We start from the raw sequence: 18,056 nt of genomic DNA on the forward strand, positions 1-18,056 counted from the left end.
GCTTTCTCTTGCAGTCAATGCACAGCGACCGGATCCGGTTCCTGCTCAGTCACAGAGAATTCTTATCATGAATGGCGTTGCTCATATTGGCAATGGAAATGTGATAGAGAATTCTGCAATAGGATTTGAAAATGGAAAGCTGACATTGGTAGCAGATGCAACTGTTATCCGGTTAGATAAATCGAAATTTGATAAAGTGATAGATGCACTAGGCAAGCATATTTATCCGGGGCTGATTGAATGTAATTCAACTCTTGGTTTGACAGAGATCGATATGGTTCGCTCGACGCTAGATAACTATGAAGTGGGTGACATGAATCCCAATGTAAGAAGTCTCATTGCTTACAATTCAGATTCAAGGATTATTCCGACCGTAAGATCGAACGGAGTTCTGTTAGCGCAAATTGTTCCTTCCGGTGGAACGATCAGTGGACAGTCAAGTGTAGTTCAATTAGACGGCTGGAACTGGGAAGATGCAGCATACAAAACAGATGAAGGAATTCATCTCAACTGGCCTCGTATGTATGTTTACAAAGGTGGCAATTCTGAACCGGAAGATGTGCAACGTAATAAGATCCAAGAAATCTAAATGATCTTCAATTGTATTTTGATGAAGCAAAAGCGTATTCATTAAATCAGCTTCAACCGTGTCATCTGCAAATCTAGGTGCGAATTCAAAATTAACGAGGATCAGAATCTGAAATTTGAATCTATGCGTGGTTTATTCAATGGAACAAAAACTCTTTATGTTCATTGTGATTATGTGAAAGAAATCGTTAGCGCAATCAGCATGGCAGATAAATTTGGAATTCGTCTGGTAATTGTTGGTGGCGGAGATGCATATCGTGTAACCGATCTATTGAAATCTAAAAATGTCGCTATCATTCTAGGACGAACCCATTCGCTTCCTCCTCGAGAAGATGATGATATTAGATCTTCCATATAAATTACCTGCTATTCTTATCTAAAGCCGGAATAAATTATACCATAAGTATGGATGGTTCCTGGCAAGGAAGAAATCTTGCATTCAATGCAGGAACTCAAGTGCTGCATACGGCCTGACGAAAGAAGAAGCCTTGATGAGCATTACATTGAATGCAGCAAAGATTTAGGGATAAGTACAACAACAGGATCTTTGGAAGAAGGAAAAGATGCTACACTTATTATCAGCAGGTGATGTATTGGATATGAAAACCAATCATGTTGAAAGTGCATTTATCAATGGCCGAGAAATCAGCCTTGATAATATCCAAAAACAATTGAATCAAACTTATAAAACAAATACGGAATTAAGAAATAATGATCACAATGAAAATAACAAAATTGATTCTTGCAGGATCACTACTTGCCTGGCGCCTGTAATTCAGGAAAAAATCTCCGGAATCCGGAACAGCACAAATGGAAGATACTACATTCGATTTCATCGCAGATCGATTCGCAGATATCCAAGTGTTGCGATATAAGATCCACGACTTCGATAAGTTGACGTTGAAGCAAAAGCAACTTGCATATTATTTCTCAAGCAGGATTAGCAGGAAGCGATATTTTCTATGATCAGAAATATCGATACGGGATTGCTCAGAGAAACGTTTGAAGCAATTCTTGAAACATACAAAGGCGAAAAAGTGGCCCTGACTGGAATAATTTCATTGAATACTGTAAGCGATTTTTTTTTCGAATGGAAATCATCATCATTATTCGGCAGACAAATTTATTCCGGCATGTAGTTTTGAATATTTTTCGGAATCTGGTAAAAATAGTGATCAGCCAATTTACCACTCAATGGAAAATCAGTTGATGAATTTCTTACGCTTAAAAACAATCTTTTTGATCCGACTTATGATTCAAAAGTGTTGACCTTTCTGCAAAGATGTAATTATCGGAAGTAGCAACAATTTTTATGAAGGTGTAAATCAGAAAGAGGTAGAAGACTTTTATACAAAGATGAAAGAAGCGGATCCAACAAATCATTCCCAGATCGGATTCAATTCTAAATTGATGAAAGTGGATGGAAAGATCGTTGAGCAAGTTTATAAATTGGGAGGAATGTATGGCCGGCCATTGAGAAAATCATTTACTGGTTGCAAAAGGCAAGTACGAGTGGCTGAAAATGAACAACAAAAAAAACAATTGATAACCTGATCGAATTTTATCAGACAGGGGATCCTGTTGATTTTGATAATTACAGCATTGCATGGGTTTGTGATACGATTTCTACTGTCGATGCTGTGAATGGTTTTATCGAAGTATATCAGGATGCATTGCAGAAAAAATCTGCTTTTGAATCGGTAGTGTCGATGAAAGATTTCGAAGCGACAAAACGAATTGCAGCTGTTTCGCATGAAGCGCAATGGTTCGAAGACAATTCGCCAATCATGAAAGAGCATAAGAAAGATACAGTAACCGGAATCAGTGCTAAGGTCATCACTGTGATCTCAGAAGTTGGAGATGCTGCACCTTCGACCCAATAGGAATTAATCTGCCAAACAATGAATGGATCCGGGAAGAGATACAGGTTCGAAATCTGTTTCATTAAGTAATATCGTTGAATCGTATAATTTCTATAAAGCAAAATCACCAATGATCGATGAGTTTCGGTTCATCAGATGAAGTGAAAGAGAGAATAAGAAAATATGCTGCAATTGGTGGTGAACTTCACACCGACCTGCATGAAGTAATTGGACATGCATCAGGAAAGATCAATCAGAGGAGTAAGAACTACAGACATCACACTGAAAAATTACGCAGGTGTGTTAGAAGAAGCAAGAGCAGATTTAGTCGGCTTATATTATACAATGGACCAGAAATTAGTTGACATGGGAGTAAGTCCATCACTGGAAGTCGGAAAGGCTCAGTATGATAATTATATTCTGAATGGATTGATGACTCAACTACAAAGAATCGAGCCGGGAAAAAATCTGGAACAAGCGCACATGCGTAATCGCCAATTGAGTTCTCAATGGGCATTAAAAAGGAGAGAAAGATAAAGTAATAGAGAGAATTTCACGTGATGGTAAAACATATTTTGTGATCAACGATTATCAGAAGTTGAGAACATTGTTCGGCGAATTACTTCGCGAGATCCAAAGAATAAAATCGGAAGGCGATTTCAAAGCAGGAAAAAATCTTGTAGAAACATACGGTGTGATCGTAGATCAGCCATTGTTAAAAGAAGTTCATGCTCGTTTTGAAAGCTTAACATTGCGCCTTATCAGGGTTTCATTCAACCAAAATTAGTTCCTGTTATGGAAGGAGATCGTATCGTTGATGTGAAAGTTGAATATCCAAAAGATCTTATTTCACAAATGCTGGAATATGGGAAGACATATAATTTCCTTCCTCCATTCTGGAATTAAGAAAATTTATTTGTAAAGAAAAAGGGCGATGTAATTATCGCCCCTTTTTATTCTTTTTATTTGTAAAGATATTGCATGATCTCTACATCAAGTAATTTTCCGAATTTGACTCCGACTTCTTTTAGTGTACCGACATGACGATATCCGATCTTTTCATGAATATGAATACTGGATAAATTGTCACTCGTTATTCGCGAAATCACAGTATGATTTTTTACTTTCAGACCTTCAAGTGTAATTACTTCCAGTAACTTCGAACCGATTTTCTTCCCCCTATGATCTGGATGAATATACACAGAGACCTCAACGGTGGTATCATACGCGCAACGATCACTGTATGGACTTAATGAAGCCCAGCCTACAACAACATTGTTTTCTTCAGCAACAAAAACCGGATGATTGGCTTTATGATTTTCATACCATTCCAATTGCTTTTCAAATGTTCTTGCAGTAGTGTCAAAAGTTGCTGTTGTATTCAAAACAGCCTCATTGTAGATGTCTAAAATTGCTTTTAAATCATCACTTGTAGATTTACGAATTTGTAACATACTTCAAATGTAAGAAATCGCAATAATAATCTGAAATTGTATCAGAGCGTAAAACGAAATGATAAAGCACCATCAAAGTAGCCGTAGAATCCTGGTACAATGTCAATTTGAGGTTTCACATCCAATCCGAGTGTGATCGGGGCTCCGGTGAATTTATACTCTAGACCTATAATAAAATCTACACCCAGATAGGTAGAACTTGTATAATACTTGTCATCATAAACTATCACCTTGTTGCCTTTATATTTATAGTAGCGAAAATCACCATAACGGTAATCACCTTGAAAAAACCAACGTGGCCACCCAATCCATAAAACCATTTTAATCCCGGCGCATTTGGAAAAGATTGATGCTTTTCATACAAGCCTGTGATCGATATTGAATGTCTTGCAAATCCAATTATTCCTTCCAAAGCAGATGTACTTCCTGTAAAATGTTTTACCGTTATTCCTGAATTAATTCCACCTAAACGGAAACCTAATCCAGTTTGATAGTCTTGTGCACTTGCAACCATTGACATCAGAATAAATGCAAACAGTATTTTTACTTTCTTCATATTTGTTTTTTAATGTAACTTTTATTTTACCAGAAGGGAATCAATTGTCATTTGTGTTATTGTGTGATAATTTTCTCTTGAAGACGAGTAAATATTTTCAGCCATTTTTCTTCCGCTTTCTGTTTTGATCATCGCACTAAATAATGGCTTTACAAATTTTCTTCTGCCAACATCGGTGAGAAATACTTTAAGGGTTGGGAAAGCAGGTTCGTAATTGCTGTAGATACATTTTTCCAACCATGCAAACAGAATTTCTGAATTGCCGGTTTTTGTAAAATGAAAAGTCTCGTCAAGATCTTTCATCTGTGCTGATGACAATTTTTCAGGAAGTAATGCTAAAAATCTAAGCCATTCATAGGTTGAATAGCCATTTGTGTTCAATTCTTTCGCTTTTCCATTGTTTTTCCATACTTCAACTTCTTTGGCTACAGCTTCAAATTTGGCAGAATGAACTATGGGGCAATTTTTGGGCAGACCGGGTTTATATACCCATTCATTGATATTAATTTTTTGCTCCAACTCACTATTTCCCTTTATCAGTTCTGAATTATATTCTTTAAGAAATTGTTCTGTAGTGATTGTTCCAAATGCATGACTGTGAAAATAGTTTTTAAGAAAAACATCAAATCGGTCTCTGCCGATAGTTTTTCAATCAGTAGCAATAAAAAAATGGCCTTTCTCATAGGCAATATCATTCATTCCATCATCAGGATCTCTTCCTGCCAGGTTGAGTTTTAAATGTATCAGCACTTGTATCACCGAGTTCGGCAATAGTTGCTTTGAGATCTTCAAGTCCCAGTAACATTGCATGTCAGAAAAATCTTTTCCATACAATTCTTCCATGATCCTTAATTCAAAGTAAACTGTAAATCCTTCATTCATCCAGAAATCATCCCACGTTGCATTTGTAACTAGATTTCCACTCCACGAGTGTGCAAGTTCATGTGCAACAAGTGTAGTAAGTGATCTGTCACCTGCCAGAATTGTAGGCGTTGCAAAGGTCAGCATTGGGTTTTCCATCCCGCCGAAAGGAAATGATGGCGGGAGAACGATCAGATCATATCGCCCCCAGGCATAATCGCCGTAAAGTTTTTCAGCCACATTCACCATTTGCGGAAGATCTGCAAATTCATGAATGGCTTTATCGATCGTAACCTGTTCAGCATACACTCCTGTACGTGCATCCAGTGGCTTAAAAAGAAAGTCGCCGACTGCAAGTGCCAGTAAATATGCAGGAATCGGTTTCGGCATTGTAAAATGATAGATACCCGAATCATTTTTCTGCTGTGGATTCTCAGCACTCATTGCTGCCATCAATTGTTTCGGAACCTGGATGACTGCTTCGTATGTAAACCTGATTCCCGGACTGTCTTGTATCGGAACCCATGTACGCGCTAAGATCGCCGTGACTGTGTAAAAATAAAAACGGCTGTTTTTTCCTGCAGTTTGTTGGGAGACAACCATTGTAATGCTGCTGCTCCGGAGATGTAGAATAATTGATTGTGATAAATTGCGTCGTTGAATCTATTTCAATGATCAACTCTTTCCTAAAAACCGATCCTGGTTTCCTAAGGTAAATTTTGCCAGAGCATCAGAATCATTCAGAGTGATCTTCTCAATGTTCAAGATCTTTTGTATCAAGATGAATCTTATTTGCTCCTGCTTCGGATTGAATTGTCAGTGTGGCTTTCCCTTTCAGGATCTTTTTTTCAAAGTCGACAGCTAAGTTCATACTTAGATGAGTCACCTTAGATTCATTTGACCGCGCATAGGAATGCGGATCTTGTTTCACAATCAATTCTTGAGTTTCCATATTTTTATTTTTTGAATTCGTGCAGGCAGAAAAAGTCACGAATGAAATTACGAAGAGGAGAATGTTTTTCGTCACAAATTATTTTTTTATAAAGGTAATAACTTTTTTTGTTCAGGATTTAATGCTAAAAATCAAAAGGCCGCTCCTGAGGGAACGGCCTTTTGATCTGCTAAAATTCGGAAAATGCATTTATTTACTGTGTTATAAGGACTTTTTCGTTAACACTTTTTCACCTTCATGAACAGAAACTATCACATAGGAAGATGCAATATTCAAAGTACGGTTGAATGTTGTGCCTTTGTTAAATGTTTCATTGATCAGGATCTGACCTAAAGCATCTACGACTTTAATTGTAGCGTCTTTTGCCGGATGATCAAATTTTATAGTGAGTAAATTGTTTTTCGAATTGATCATAATAGATTCATCATTCGCTTCATCAATTCCTATCGATGTAACCGTGATGGTTTCGGAATAATCTGCCGAACATCCATCTGAAGTTTCAATATGCAATGAAACGGTATATGTTCCATCAGCAGCATACGTATAATTCGGATTGGCAGCATTAGAAGTATTGCCATCACCAAATGCCCATGAATAAACAATAACATTTCCTATTGCAGCATTTGTGAATGCCACATCAAGTCCTAAAGCTGCGTATGTAAAGTCACTGACAGCACTTCCAACCAATACACTCACTGTTGCAGGTGAACTTGAACAAGGTAATTCCTGAACTTCCCAGTCGTAACAATAGTAATAATAATTTGCAGGATTAGTAGTTGAATTACTTAAAGTAATCGAAACCAATCCGCCAATTGTATAAGGATATCCGGCGCCGGTCGTATTTGTATACAGTACACTTCCTGCAACAACACCTAATTCATAATTTCCCGGTGACTGAATATCGAAGTTCAATGTTACACGACTTTGTCCGTCAGGAACATTAATTGTTCTCGACTGAAGTAGTGTGCCTGAAGAATTATACAAATTAAATGTTCTGTCAGTTGTGCCACTTGCATCAACAAAAACTGATTTCAATCGCATCGGTGCAAATGTTGTGAAGAGCTCTCTGCCTTCAAATGATGTATTGTGATAACTTCCTGCGCCAATTGTTGGTCCGGCCGGTCCGACATTTTGCAATGCAGAAGGTGTAACCTGGCGAACTGTATAAGTAGTGTTGGTATTTAAGATTGGCGTTGTATATACCAATGAAGTTGAAACAAGATTGTTTGATGCGTCATACCATTCAGCCTGATTTCCGGATGTAACCGTTGCAGTCAATGTTGTACTTCCTGCTGTACACAATGCAGTTGTACCAGATACAGTAGGAGCAGGATCAATCGTAACTGTAATGTATGATGATTTCGTTATTGCATCTGAACCAAGAGTATTTGTTACAGTAAGTATCACCGTAAATGTTCCTGCACTTGTGTAAACATGAGTTGGATTCTGAAGAATAGAAGTTTGTCCATCACCAAAATCCCACAACCATTGTTGAGGTATATCTGTTGACTGATCAGTAAACCGGATTGTTCCAAAACATGTAGTTGTTACATCACTTGTAAATTCAGCAACAGGCGGAGCAATTGGAATCTGACAGAATGGAGGGATAGAAAAATCTTCTGTCTCATCGCCTGCAGTGTTTGCACTACCCTGACTTGCATTGAAGCCCATTCCTCTGCGCGCAAAAACTTCCCAGATCATGCATTTGTGAATTCCTCCGTACAGATTATCATCGGCCTGAATAATTGCATCACGACCGTCTAAGAAGCCGGGACCACATGGCTGAAGTTTCATTCCTTCCATGACTAAAGCCATAGCAATGTTGTTACCTGATGTTCCGTTGATCCAGTCGGGATCAAATCCATCCTGATCAACTAATGCCCAGTTCAGGTCCCAGACAACTGTACACCAGACTTCACCAACGTTATGTACCTCTGAACTTGCGGCCAGAAATCCATACGTTTCAGGATTGATTGACATATCTGTCGAATAAGGATATCTTCTTATTCCGGGCCCATTCGTAGGCTCTCCAAGTGCAAATGTTCCTACACCACGCGCATCAGCACCATCGTCACCATCTTTTTGTGTGAACATTAATGCTAACCAGTCACTCCAGCCTTCTCCTGCTTGTTCTCCATTACTAAGACAATTAGAATTATTTGGTCCTCCTGTTAATCGGTTAGAAACTCCATGACCATATTCATGAGTTACGATTCCATTGTCAAGTGATCCATCTATCTGAACTGCACTTGAAGGGGAAGGATTTAATGTTCCATTTACTGTTGAACCACCCAGCGCAGCACGAATAATATTTCCATCAGCCTGAGAGATCATTACAGATGGAATTGTAACAGTAGCTCCGCTTCCATTGTCACCCATTGAAAAAGGTGAACTTGGATCATTATTGATCACGATTACTGCAACTGCATTTTCATTCTGAGCCTGCAAAACTTTATCAACGAAATTACATGAACCTCTGTCGAGCAAAGCAATTTTTCCTGAAATGGCTGAGCCATTTACCAATGGTTCACATGCATCCGTATTCGGAGCTGCTCCATCATCTACCAGAACTATGTCGTCAGTAATCGGGACAGAGATTGCAGGACCGAATCCTGCGCCTACTACATTGTATGAACCTGCAATACCGGCAGGACTGTTGATCACAAGAGTCGATTGAACAACACCACTCCACAAATACATTTGCATACGACCGTTCTGACCATCATCAGGTGTTGAGAAGTTGGCATTATTTGTTCCGCCGCCATCCTGTGCTTCTGCATCAACATGATCACCTCCTAAACCATTTCCTGAGTAATTGAATGCCTGAAAATTTCCGGAAACTTCATCGAAACCATAATGATATAAGTAATCGTGAAGCATATTGTTTACATAAAATAAATTTACGTTCGATGCATCAGTGTATGTACTTGGAGCTTGTAAAAGATTAGCAGGAAAATCGAAGTCTAATGAAGCAGTACCATCAGGTGAAGTACCGGGTGCATCCTGATCAGCTATGTCATCGTATGCATAAACATTGTTTCCACGTGTGATCGTATATTCTGCTCCTGCAACACCGTTCACATCATGCCATCCGAATGGTGATGCTGTTGCGTCAGAAGGATCGGGCAATAAAGCGGATGGACCAAAAGAAGGTCCTTCCAATGGAAATGGAAATACACGATATGAACCAATCAGTGATGTAGAAGTTGTAGTTGCTGCTGCATTCCGAAATGGAACTGCTTGAGTTGAAACTTGTGATGATGTTGCTGAAGGTGTTTCTCCAAATTCACAACTCACAGTCCAGTCGTTTTTCTCGATATAATTTCCATTCAATGCATCGATACGAACATTCCACCAGTGACTTCCATCTAAAACATGAATGTTTACATTCCAAGTTAAACGAAGGCGATTATTGACTGGTTGTAAAACCAGTTCAACTTTTATATCATCTCTTGAAATTCCACCTGATGTGAAAGTTGATTTGTTTGTGGTTTTATCGTTGGTGATCATTTTCGGATCAGCCTGAAACGAAAGATTGAGATGTTGTGCAGCTTTTCGGATTCCATCAAGTTGAGAAATCGAAGGGCGAATGGAATTTGTAATTCCTGCAGCATTCGGATAAATGCGTTTTGCAAATGAAACCACTTTTCCATTACGTATACATACAGAAGAAACAGCGTTGAAAATTTTCACACCATTTACAGTCTGCTGAACATATGCATATGTTGTTCCGTATTTCTGATTGAAAGTGAGATCAGACAAATACCAGTTTGCAAGATCTTCATCAGTGAGATTTAATGTCGATTGATTTAACTTTAAATAATCGGCAACAATTTTTCCGTAAACTTCCTTATCGGAATTTTGATTGGCAGTTCCGCCGGCAAAAAGCCGCATAGCCAAAAAAAGCATCACGAATGATGCTGCACTTAGTTTCTTAAACATAGTAGGAATAGTATAGTAGGTAATAGGTTAATTTAGGTTCAGCTAATTAATACTCTTTTAAATCTCCTTTTGTCACTGAAAAGTGATTTTCAATCCAATTCAATCCAAATATAAAAAAAGAAAGTGATCTTTTATTAATAAAAGCAGTGCTTTAGTTATAAATTTCTTCTCACTTTTTTCGTTTTACTTATCCACATTTTTGTATCTATTCTGAGTATCAACACAAAAAATTTTGCTTTGGAGTTCTCAATACCAAACATGAAAATGCAAGTGCGAGTTATAAACAAAATCTGTTCAAAACGCTTGAAACGCTTGTCTGATAAGGGGTTTGGAGCTTACATCCGATTTACAAACATACAGAGGTGCATAATTGTTATTAAATATACACGAATGTGCTTGCGTATGATTTTAAAAAAAAGAATTTTTGTTCAAGTGATCGGGGAGTCAATAAACCGATAATTCAAAAGAAATTTAAAGGATAAGAGAATACTTCTCTTTCAGGTCGGCGGAAATTTTAAAAAAACCGATAGAAAGAGGCAGGGAATCGTCACCTCTAATTAGAACTAACAAAATTTAATAACTGCTTTTTTAAAGTAAAAATGAAGAAAGAAATATTATTAGAAGAAAACAAGGATCGCTTTGTGCTTTTCCCGATCAACTGCCCAAAGATCTGGGACATGTATAAGAAGTCAGTTCAGAGTTTCTGGACTGCTGAAGAAGTCGATTTACAGGCTGATCAAAAAGATTGGGAAAAACTGTCGAACGATGAACGCCATTTCATTAAACACGTGCTTGCTTTTTTCGCTGCCAGCGATGGAATTGTGAATGAAAACCTTGCAATTAACTTCATGAACGAAGTTCAACTTCCGGAAGCCCGTTGTTTTTACGGTTTCCAGATCATGATGGAAAACATCCATTCTGAGATGTATTCATTGCTCATCGATACTTATATTAAGGACTCTGCAGAAAGAACACATTTATTACATGCAATAGATACAGTGCCATGTGTTACTAAAAAGGCACAATGGGCGCTTCGTTGGATAAAAAACGGAAGTTTTGCTGAACGTCTGATCGCTTTCGCAGCAGTAGAAGGAATTTTCTTCTCAGGATCATTCTGCTCAATTTTCTGGTTGAAAAAACGTGGTTTGATGCCGGGTCTTTGTACTTCAAATGAATTCATCAGCCGCGACGAAGGAATGCATTGCGATTTCGCTTGCTTACTTTATGGTATGCTTGAAAATAAACTGCCGAAAGAAACTGTTCAGGCTATTATCCGCGATGCAGTTGAAAACGAACATGAATTCGTTACAGATGCAATTCCGGTTTCATTGATCGGAATGAATGCTAAACTGATGTGTCAGTATATTGAATTCGTTGCAGATCGTTTACTTGTTTCTCTTGGATGTGATAAAATTTACAACAGCACTAATCCGTTTGACTTCATGGAAATGATCTCACTACAGGGAAAAACAAACTTCTTCGAAAAACGAGTGAGCGAATACAAAAAAGCTTCTGTTGGTCAGCAACAGTCGGAGAATCTATTCAAGCTGGACGAAGATTTTTAGTGAGTAGTGATTGGTGAGTGGTAAGTAGCAATACTTTCATTTTGCAATCAGTATGCATTGAAAATAGTGAGAAGAGGGTGAATGTTAGTACATACTTTAACATCCATTTCTCATTGAATAAAAGGAATATATTATCAAAATGTAAGTAGTGCTACTCACCACTTACCAATTACCATTTACCAATTACAAAAAAAACTTACCACCAACAATGTTCGTACACAAAAGAGATGGAAGAAAAGAAGCCGTTCGATTCGATAAAGTAACGGCAAGGATTCAGAAACTGGCTTACAGTTTATCTGAACATGTAGATACTTTTGCTGTGGCTCAAAAGGTCATCGAAGGTATTTATGATGGAGTAACTACATCTCAACTGGATAGTCTGGCGGCGGAAATTGCAGCATCAATGACGACTCGTCATCCTGATTATGCAATTCTTGCGGCGCGTATCGCAGTGAGTAACCTGCATAAAAATACAAAGAAGTCTTTCAGCGAAACGATGAAAGATCTTTATGAATATATCGATCCGAAAACCGGAAAGAAAGCTCCTTTGCTTGCTGATGATGTATATGCAATCATCGAGAAGAACAAAGACTTCTTGGATTCAACCATCATCTACGACCGCGATTTCGGTTACGATTACTTTGGTTTCAAAACACTGGAGAAATCTTACTTGCTGAAGATCCGTGGCGCAATTGCTGAACGTCCGCAACACATGATAATGCGTGTAGCAATCGGTATTCACAAAGAAGATATTGAATCTGCTGTTGAGACTTATAACCTGATGAGCGAACGTTGGTTCACTCATGCTACACCGACACTGTTCAATGCAGGAACACCGAAACCACAGTTAAGCTCTTGCTTCCTGTTGCAGATGGAAGACGATAGCATTGATGGAATTTATAATACACTTAAGAACTGCGCAAAAATTTCGCAGTCGGCCGGTGGTATCGGACTAAGCATTCACAATGTACGTGCAACAGGTTCTTATATCCGCGGAACGAATGGTACTTCAAACGGTATCGTTCCGATGTTGCGTGTATTCAATGATACAGCTCGTTATGTTGATCAGGGTGGTGGAAAGCGCAAAGGTTCTTTCGCTATTTATATTGAACCTTGGCATGCAGATATTTTCGATTTCCTTGAATTGAAAAAGAATCATGGTAAAGAAGAAAACCGCGCCCGTGATCTTTTCTTCGCTATGTGGATCTCTGATCTGTTCATGGAAAGAGTTGAGCAAGACGGTGAGTGGAGTTTATTCTGTCCGAATGAAGCACCTGGTCTTGATGAATGTTATGGTGATAAATTCCGTGCTCTGTATGCTCAATATGAAGCAGAAGGTCGCGCGCGTAAAACTATAAAAGCACAAGAACTTTGGTTTGCAATTCTTGAATCGCAAATTGAAACAGGAACACCGTACATGCTTTACAAAGATGCATGTAATGAAAAGAGCAATCAGAAAAATCTTGGTACAATCAAGAGTTCAAATCTTTGTACAGAGATCGTTGAGTACACTGCACCGGATGAGATCGCTGTTTGTAATCTTGCATCGATAGCATTACCACGTTTTGTGATCAACAATAAATTCGATCATCAGAAATTATTCGACATCACGTATGTGATCACGAAGAATCTGAATAAAGTAATTGACATCAATTATTATCCTGTTGAAGCTGCCCGCAAGAGCAACATGCGTCACCGTCCGATCGGAATTGGTGTGCAGGGATTAGCAGATGCTTTCATCCTGATGCGTATGCCATTCGACAGCGATGAAGCGCGTCAGTTGAATAAAGAAATTCACGAAACGATCTACTATGCATCAATGACTGCATCGAAAGATCTTTCTAAGAAAGATGGTCCTTACGAAACATACGAAGGTTCACCGGTATCACAAGGAATTTTCCAGTACGATATGTGGAATGTAACTCCATCGAATCGCTGGGAGTGGGATGTGCTGAAAGAAGAAGTAAAAAAATACGGAGTTCGAAATTCATTATTGTTAGCTCCGATGCCGACTGCAAGTACATCGCAGATCCTTGGTAACAACGAATGCTTCGAACCATATACATCGAATATTTACAGTCGTCGTGTATTGAGTGGAGAATTCCCGATCGTAAACAAGCACTTATTAAAAGATCTTGTGAAACTGAATCTGTGGAATGATAACATGAAGAATAAGATCATTGCAGATAACGGTTCAATTCAGGCAATAGCAGAAATTCCTGCTGACCTGAAAGAGATCTACAAAACTGTTTGGGAGATCAAACAACGTGCAGTGATTGATATGGCTGCTGACCGTGGTGCGTACATCTGCCAGAGTCAGTCGTTGAATTTATTTATTCAGGACGCCAACTTCGCCAAACTTACATCAATGCATTTCTATGCATGGAAAAAAGGTTTGAAGACAGGCATGTATTACCTGCGTACGAAGTCAGCTGCGGATGCAGTGAAATTTACAATCGACCAAAGTTACCTGAAGCAACCAAATGTTGAAACAGCAGTTGTTGCCGATAAAGAAGAAGCCTTTGCCCAAATGGCCTGCTCGCTGGATAATCCGGAAGCGTGCGAAGCCTGCGGGTCATAACGATACAATGCTTTTGTACATAGTGCGAACCCTTTCGGTGATGAACCGGGAGGGTTTTTTGTTACCGATATGTGGCCCCTACAGGGTCCAGGGGTTACAAGTTTGGAAATAGATCACAAATTTTTAAAATGTGTTTCTGTTTAATAAATTCACAGGCGAATTCTAAAAGGTTTGCAAATTATCATTTGCATTTCAAATCGATACTGCATTTTTCTATTTTCCACATATCGTGTCAATTCATATGCGACCCCTACGGGGTCGTGCGTTCATTTCATTTTACGGGCTACCAATATGTGACCCTTCCAGGGTCGTGCGTTCCTATCATTGTACGGGTTACCAATATGCGACCCTTCCAGGGTCGTGCGTTCATTTCATTTTACGGGCTACCAATATGTGACCCTTCCAGGGTCGGGCGTTCCTATCATTGTACGGGTTACCAATATGTGACCCTTCCAGGGTCGGGCGTTCCTATCATTGTACGGGTTACCAATATGTGACCCTTCCAGGGTCGGGCGTTCCTATCATTGTACGGGTTACCAATATGTGACCCTTCCAGGGTCGGGCGTTCATATCATTGTACGGGTTTCCAATATGTAACCCTTCCAGGGTCTGAGGTTATAAGTTTGTAGTTAGATCACATTTTTTAAAATGTATTTCTATTTAATAAATTCACCGAACGACCCTGGAAGGGTCGCATATCGGTAGAAAAGATAATCAACAACACGAACCGACCCCGTAGGGGTCGCACATGATTTGGTAAGGCAATAAATTCACGCAGTGTCCGTTTTCGATTAGGGACACATCTATTTCCTTCATTCATTATCCAAAAAATTTGTATTGTTAATATTACCTTTATAAGATGCAAAAACATTTCCATCTCCCAATCATCTTGTTTTTTCTTGCTCTGCAATTTGTAAATGCCTCAGCGCAGGATTCCCTCATCATCCAACGCGACACCTTCGATGTAAAAGACAGAATAGAATTCTATCCAAAGGTAGCAGCGACACTATCAGTTCCAACATTATCATGCTCGTGTGGAAATTCAGATTTCATGTATAGAGTTTACAGACTGGAAAACGGAAAATGGAAATTGTTTCTTAATCACAGTGAACAGGAAGACGAACCGAAATGCACTTGCAAATATTTTGCAACACAATTGAAAGATGGTGTAATGTATTCGATTGATGCAATCAATGCTTCCGGTACATTTTATCTGGAATTGATAGGAGGAAAGCCGCATGCTGTTTCGAAAAAATTCATTCTGTTAGAGAAATAACCCTGAGTAATTACTACAAACTGAGTATTGACGGCCTTTTGCGACCCAACTACATTTGTTGGTATGATGAAGAAGGTGATCGTCTTTTTAATTTTTGCTATACTGATCTTTTGTGCAATTAATATGTTTGCACAAATGCCCGGACTTTCGTGGGCGAAGCAAATCGGAAGTTCAAATGCTACTTACTACCGAAAACAGGCAACAGATTATTTTACCGGCACTACTGTACATTCAATTTCCTTCAATATTACAACAGATGTAGATCCCGGACCGGGTGTGATCAATTTTACAGGTGCAGGTGGTGGTGATATTGCGCTGGTCAAAGTTGATGTTAACGGCAATACAATTTGGGCTAAGCAGGTTGGCGGCATAGGTTACGAACGCGCAGATGCTCTGGTGACCGATAACGTTGGTAATATATACGTCACAGGTTTTTTTAATAATACGGTCGACTTTGATCCGGGAGCAGGAGTTGTAAACCTTGCTGCATCCGGTCCTTATAACGGCTTCATATTAAAACTTGATTCAAATGGAAATTTTATATGGGTCCAACAGATTCGAAATTCAAATCTTGTTGATATACGTGACATTAAAATTTCTGCATCTGGAATTATTGTCATCGCCGGAATATTCGATGGAACAATAGATCTTGATCCCGGTGTAGGAACTTTCAATGCAACAGCACCAACAAATAATTATGACGTGTTTATTGCAACGTATACTTCTTCTGCAGGAGCAATTGTCTGGGCAGATGTTTTTCCAGGAACAGGAAGCGATATTGTAGGGTCAATTGATATTGATCCGCTTTCCAATGAGATCTTATATGTAGGAAATCAAATCGGTACTTGTGACTGGGATCCGGGTGTCGGAGTATCTAATCTGGTTGCAACTTCTTATTCAAATGCCATCGTAAGATTGAATATTCTCACAGGGGCACTCATGTGGGCAAAAATGTTTACCGGACCCGGATCTGCAAATGGTCTTGATATAGCAGCGGATTATAATGGAAATATCTGGGTGACGGGGAATAATGTCGGCACTGTAGATTTTGATCCCGGTGCAGGCGTTTTTAACCTGAGTGGTCCGGGGCCAGGCATTCCGAATTCATATATGGTTCAACTAAATTCTGCAGGAGACTTGATTCGTGCATTGCGGATAAGTGGTGCAAGCGATAATTTTTGTAATGCCGTTGCAATTGACCGGACAAATAACTGGGTCTATCTTTGCGGAGGATTCAAAGGAACTGCAGACTTTGATCCGGGGCCGGGGACTTATAATGTAAATTCCGTAGGGAACCAAGGCTGGTATATCATTGCTCTGGATGACAACGGAAATTTTCAATGGGGCGGAGGAAGCGGCGGAGATTATTATTCTCAGGCGTATGATATTTCAACAGATGTCAATAGAAACATTTATGTCGGCGGACATTTCTATACGACTGTCGATTTTGATCCCGGTGTTTCGTCTAGCTCACTTCTAACTGCAACCGGATTGCCGGATGTTTTTTTTCTAAAGTTAAGTGATGCAGTGACCTTGCCGGTTTCATTCTTATACTTTGAAGGTGAGGTAAAAAATAAAATGGTGGAATTGGACTGGGCAACGGCATCGGAGATCAATAATTCATACTTTACACTTGAACGCTCTTCTGATGGATTGAACTTTTCTCTTTGCTGAATCGTTCCCGGAAATGGTAATGCAAGTCAGATCTCTGAGTATAATTTTATGGATGCTTCTGCACCTAAAGGAATTGTTTATTATTTATTAAGTCAGACTGATTTCGATGGTACTACTCAAAAACTTTCAACGATAGCTGTAGAAAATGATTTCGAAAATGATTTTCATATAACATGTTTTGAGAAGAATGGTGTTCTTAAAATTCTTTCTACTGAAAAAGGTGAATTTCAATTACAGATTATTTCGATGAATGGCCAGGTTGTTTATTCTGAAAATATTTTATTCGGATCAAAAGATGTTGAATTGAATTCCTATTTATTGAATCCCGGTGTTTATATTTTGAATGTGAAAAATGAAAGAAAATTATTTTCGACAAAGTTTGTTTGGTGAAAGTTTTTAATCTGCGAGATCCGCGAGATCTGCGGGAGAAATAAAATGGCGCTTAATTATTTCCCGCAGATCTCACAGATCCCGCAGAAAAGAAGTAATTCAAAAAATCTGCGTTTTTAATCTGCGTGATCCGCGAGATCTGCGGGAGAAAAAAATCACGCTTAATTTTTCCCGCAGATCTCACAGATCCCGCAGAAAAGAAGTAATTCAAAAAATCTGCGTTTTCAATCTGCAAGATCCGCGAGATCTGCGGGAGAAAAAAAATCACGCTTAATTATTTCCCGCAGATCTCACAGATCCCGCAGAAAAGAAGTAATAAAAAAAATCTGCGTTTTTAATCTGCGAGATCCGCGAG

At 38.9% G+C, this 18,056-nt stretch carries 11 protein-coding genes and 2 pseudogenes; 8 read left to right on the forward strand and 5 right to left on the reverse strand.

The genetic code is table 11. The features are described 5' to 3' along the window. Nucleotides 1–67 precede the first annotated feature (67 nt). The 3 genes and pseudogenes from IPL24_12310 (at nucleotide 68) to IPL24_12320 (ending at nucleotide 3,356) form a co-directional block, all read left to right on the forward strand. Complete coding sequence (locus IPL24_12310; protein MBK8364418.1) at nucleotides 68–589, forward strand: hypothetical protein; 522 nt, start codon at nucleotides 68–70, stop codon at nucleotides 587–589. Nucleotides 590–712: 123 nt separating this feature from the next. Next, nucleotides 713–946, forward strand: a complete 234-nt coding sequence (locus IPL24_12315) for a hypothetical protein (protein ID MBK8364419.1) — start codon at nucleotides 713–715, stop codon at nucleotides 944–946. A 362-nt stretch (nucleotides 947–1,308) separates the two neighbouring features. Next, nucleotides 1,309–3,356 (forward strand): annotated as a pseudogene (locus IPL24_12320) (dihydrofolate reductase). Nucleotides 3,357–3,412: 56 nt separating this feature from the next. Here the strand turns inward: IPL24_12320 and IPL24_12325 are convergent. From IPL24_12325 to IPL24_12345, 5 genes and pseudogenes are all read right to left on the reverse strand, one after another. Then, nucleotides 3,413–3,904, reverse strand: coding sequence for an N-acetyltransferase (locus IPL24_12325; protein MBK8364420.1), 492 nt, complete (start codon nucleotides 3,902–3,904; stop codon nucleotides 3,413–3,415). A gap of 41 nt (nucleotides 3,905–3,945) precedes the next feature. Beyond that, nucleotides 3,946–4,134, reverse strand: a complete 189-nt coding sequence (locus tag IPL24_12330; GenBank protein MBK8364421.1) for a hypothetical protein — start codon at nucleotides 4,132–4,134, stop codon at nucleotides 3,946–3,948. Then, complete coding sequence (locus IPL24_12335; GenBank protein ID MBK8364422.1) at nucleotides 4,131–4,460, reverse strand: hypothetical protein; 330 nt, start codon at nucleotides 4,458–4,460, stop codon at nucleotides 4,131–4,133. The genes IPL24_12330 and IPL24_12335 overlap by 4 nt, the downstream gene beginning before the upstream one ends. Before the next feature lie 21 nt (nucleotides 4,461–4,481). Next, nucleotides 4,482–6,273: pseudogene (locus IPL24_12340) on the reverse strand (M1 family metallopeptidase). 201 nt (nucleotides 6,274–6,474) lie between these two features. Further along, on the reverse strand, nucleotides 6,475–10,215 hold the full coding sequence (locus tag IPL24_12345) for a T9SS-dependent M36 family metallopeptidase (protein MBK8364423.1): 3,741 nt from the start codon (nucleotides 10,213–10,215) through the stop codon (nucleotides 6,475–6,477). Nucleotides 10,216–10,814: 599 nt separating this feature from the next. Between IPL24_12345 and IPL24_12350 the strand changes: the two genes are divergently transcribed. From IPL24_12350 to IPL24_12370, 5 genes are all read left to right on the forward strand, one after another. Next, nucleotides 10,815–11,780 (forward strand): ribonucleotide-diphosphate reductase subunit beta, encoded by a 966-nt coding sequence (locus IPL24_12350; protein ID MBK8364424.1) that lies wholly within the window; start codon nucleotides 10,815–10,817, stop codon nucleotides 11,778–11,780. A 208-nt stretch (nucleotides 11,781–11,988) separates the two neighbouring features. Beyond that, nucleotides 11,989–14,361 (forward strand): ribonucleoside-diphosphate reductase subunit alpha, encoded by a 2,373-nt coding sequence (locus IPL24_12355; protein ID MBK8364425.1) that lies wholly within the window; start codon nucleotides 11,989–11,991, stop codon nucleotides 14,359–14,361. An 859-nt stretch (nucleotides 14,362–15,220) separates the two neighbouring features. Then, on the forward strand, nucleotides 15,221–15,637 hold the full coding sequence (locus tag IPL24_12360; protein ID MBK8364426.1) for a hypothetical protein: 417 nt from the start codon (nucleotides 15,221–15,223) through the stop codon (nucleotides 15,635–15,637). A 27-nt stretch (nucleotides 15,638–15,664) separates the two neighbouring features. Next, nucleotides 15,665–17,311, forward strand: coding sequence for a hypothetical protein (locus IPL24_12365; protein MBK8364427.1), 1,647 nt, complete (start codon nucleotides 15,665–15,667; stop codon nucleotides 17,309–17,311). 48 nt (nucleotides 17,312–17,359) lie between these two features. Next, nucleotides 17,360–17,701, forward strand: a complete 342-nt coding sequence (locus tag IPL24_12370; protein MBK8364428.1) for a T9SS type A sorting domain-containing protein — start codon at nucleotides 17,360–17,362, stop codon at nucleotides 17,699–17,701. Nucleotides 17,702–18,056: the final 355 nt, after the last annotated feature.

The sequence above is a fragment of the Bacteroidota bacterium genome (assembly GCA_016711505.1).
GTDB lineage: Bacteria > Bacteroidota > Bacteroidia > AKYH767-A > 2013-40CM-41-45 > JADKIH01.